We start from the raw sequence: 3,395 nt of genomic DNA on the forward strand, positions 1-3,395 counted from the left end.
CCCTCTCCCCGGCCTCTCTTCAGGAGAGACCCGCACTTCCCGCACCACCCGCCGTACCCCGGCGGCCACCCGAGCTGACGAAGGAGTCACGCCGTGGCCATCTCCGTATTCGACCTGTTCTCCATCGGCATCGGCCCGTCCAGCTCGCACACCGTCGGCCCCATGCGCGCCGCCCGGATGTTCGCCCGCCGGCTGAAGAACGAAGGCGCGCTCGCCCACACGGCCAACGTCCGCGCAGAACTCTTCGGCTCCCTCGGCGCCACGGGGCACGGCCACGGCACCCCCAAGGCCGTCCTCCTCGGCCTGGAAGGCCACTCCCCCGCCACCGTCGACGTCGAGAAGGCCGACGAGTGGGTCGACCGCGTCCGCACCACCGGCCGCCTGCGGCTGCTGGCCGCCGACATAGGTGACGCGCACGAGATCGACTTCGACCACGACACCGACCTCGTCCTCCACCGCCGCCGATCCCTCCCCTACCACGCCAACGGCATGACCCTCTTCGCCTACGACGACAAGGGCCTGCCGCTGCTGGAAAAGACGTACTACTCCGTCGGCGGCGGCTTTGTCGTCGACGAGGACGCCGTCGGCGAGGACCGCATCAAGCTCGACGACACCCCGCTGCGCTACCCCTTCCGCACCGGCGACGAACTCCTGCGCCTCACCCGCGAGACCGGCCTGTCCGTCTCCGCCCTGATGCTGGAGAACGAGAAGGCCTGGCGCACGGAGACCGAGATCCGCACCGGCCTGCTGGAGATCTGGCGTGTCATGCAGGCCTGCGTCGAACGCGGCCTGAGCCAGGAGGGCATCCTGCCCGGCGGCCTCAAGGTCCGCCGCCGCGCCGCGACCTCCGCCCGCCAACTCCGCGCCGAAGGCCGCCCCGACGCGCTGGCCATGGAGTGGGTCACCCTCTACGCGATGGCCGTCAACGAGGAGAACGCCGCCGGCGGCCGCGTCGTCACCGCCCCCACCAACGGCGCCGCCGGCATCATCCCCGCCGTCCTGCACTACTTCCAGAACTTCGTGCCCGGCGCCGACGACGACGGCATCGTCCGCTTCCTCCTCGCCGCCGGCGCCATCGGCATGCTCTTCAAGGAGAACGCCTCCATCTCCGGCGCCGAGGTCGGCTGCCAGGGCGAGGTCGGCTCCGCCTGCTCCATGGCCGCCGGCGGCCTCGCCGAGGTCCTGGGCGGCTCCCCCGAGCAGGTCGAGAACGCCGCCGAGATCGGCATCGAGCACAACCTCGGCCTCACCTGCGACCCCGTCGGCGGCCTCGTCCAGATCCCCTGCATCGAGCGCAACGGCATGGCCGCCGTCAAGGCCGTCACCGCCGCGCGGATGTCCCTGCGCGGCGACGGCCGCCACCACGTCAGCCTCGACAAGGCCATCAAGACGATGAAGGAAACCGGCGCCGACATGAGCGTCAAGTACAAGGAAACCGCCCGCGGCGGCCTCGCCGTCAACATCATCGAATGCTGACCCGGGGCCCGTGAGGCCCCGCACACCGACTTCCGCGCCGCCGGTCCAACCGGCGGCGCGGCGGCATGTCCGGCACCTTCCGGCGCCGTCAGCGCGCCCCGTCCGGCACCGCCCCCCCCTGACGGTGGCGAAGCCGTCACCCGCCGACACGCCGTCAGCCACCCTGCCGTAACCACGTCTCACCACTCTGACCGGGAAGATGCACCTGCTCTGCTTCCTCAAGTGAGAGAGACGGAGGGCCCCACGGCATGCGGCATCCCAGCAGGCGACCCCGTACCCGCCGACCATCCGTCGCCACCCGCCCGGTTGTTCTCGCCCTCCTCATCCCCGCGCTGGCACTGCTGGTCCTGCTGGCCGGCACACCCTCCACCGCGGAGTCCGTCCAGCGCCCGACGGCGGCAAACGCGGCAGCGGCCCCCCACGCGGGGGCGGCAGCACCGAACGCCGCAGCGCCCTCCCTACGGCTCGGACCCGGCGCTCTGCACGAAACCCGGACGAGCAAGACCGTCGCGCCCGGCGTCACCCACCTCACCATCACGCGCGGCCACGCCTCGCCCGACGACCACTGGACCGTCACCGCAGGACTCGCCACCGGCGAACCGGAGATCACCGCCCTCGAACGACGACTGCGGGAACTCGGCCACACCCCGCGCCGCGAAGCCGTCGCCGGCCCCGACCCGCGTGGCCCGCCCGGCCGCCCGATGGCCACCGCCGTCCGCGTCGGCGCCTTCGCCACCGCCGACAAAGCCAATCGCCTGCGGGCCGAACTGGTCCGCGCCGGACTCGGCGCCCGCGTCCACCACACCAGCGAGGACGGCCACCACACCACCGGCCCCTGGCATCTCGACGTCCTTGTCCTCGAACCCGCCGCAGCCACCCGGCTCAGCGTCGAACTCGGCCAGGGGCACGTCGAGGGCGTGGAGACCGTCAGCTCCGTCGCCCGCCGCACCGGCGCCCTCGCCGCCGTGAACGGCGGCTTCTACGTCACCCCCAACGCCCGCCGCGAACCCGGGCCCTGGCTCGCCGGAACCCCCGGCGACCCCGCCGGGCTCACCGTCGTCGGCGGCGACCTCCTCTCCGAGTCCGTCCGGCACCGTCCCGCCCTCGTCCTCCCGGGCCCCTCCGGCGATGGCGACGGCCCGGCCGTGCGCCGCCTGGCCACCCGCCTGAGCGTCACCACTTCCAGCGGTTCCACGCACACCGTCACCGGCCTCAACCGCCTTCCCGGGCTTGTCCCCTCCTGCGGCGGCACCTGGGCCACCGGCCGCGGCCACGCCGCCCACCACGACTACACCTGCGGCAGCCCCGACGACCTCGTCGTGATCACCCCCGCCTACGGCCCGCAGGCCCCCACCGGAGACGGCCGCCAGGCCCTCCTCGACGACAACGGCCGGGTCACCGCACTCCAGGACCGCCTCGGCGGCCCGGTGCCGCCCGGCGGAAGCGTCGTCCAGGCAAAGGGCGCGGCCGCCACCTGGCTCGCCACCCACGCCCGGCCCGGCGACCGCCTCCGACTCCGCGACCAGGTCACCGACCCCGACACCCGCCAACAGCTCCGCCTCACCCCGGGCCTGGGCATCGTCGACGGCGGCCCCCTGCTCCTCCGCGACGGCCGCACCGCGCTCGACCCCGTCCGCGACGGCTGGAGCCCGGAGGCCGTCGACGGCCACGACCGCCGCACCTTCTACAACGAGTGGTACCTGCGCCGGAACCCGCGCACCGCCGCCGGGATCACGGCCTCCGGCCATCTCGTCCTCATGACCGCCGACGGCCGCCACCCCGGGCACAGCGCCGGTCTCACCATCCCCGAGGCGGCGGCAGTCATGCGGAGCCTCGGCGCGGTCGACGCCCTCAACCTCGACGGCGGAGGCTCCACCACCCTCGTCACCCACGGCCGCGTCCGCAACACCCCCAGCGAC

2 protein-coding genes are annotated in these 3,395 nt (G+C 73.8%); both read left to right on the forward strand.

All coding sequences use genetic code 11. From position 1 onward, the window contains the following. Positions 1-93: 93 nt before the first annotated feature. A complete protein-coding gene (locus FNX44_RS25195; protein ID WP_143651297.1) occupies positions 94-1,476 on the forward strand; it encodes an L-serine ammonia-lyase in 1,383 nt (460 codons plus the stop codon). Between the two features lie 248 nt (positions 1,477-1,724). Beyond that, a partial coding sequence (locus tag FNX44_RS25200; protein WP_143651298.1) for a phosphodiester glycosidase family protein occupies positions 1,725-3,395 on the forward strand: 1,671 nt, incomplete at its 3' end.

This window comes from Streptomyces alkaliterrae (assembly GCF_007097205.2).
GTDB lineage: Bacteria > Actinomycetota > Actinomycetes > Streptomycetales > Streptomycetaceae > Streptomyces > Streptomyces alkaliterrae.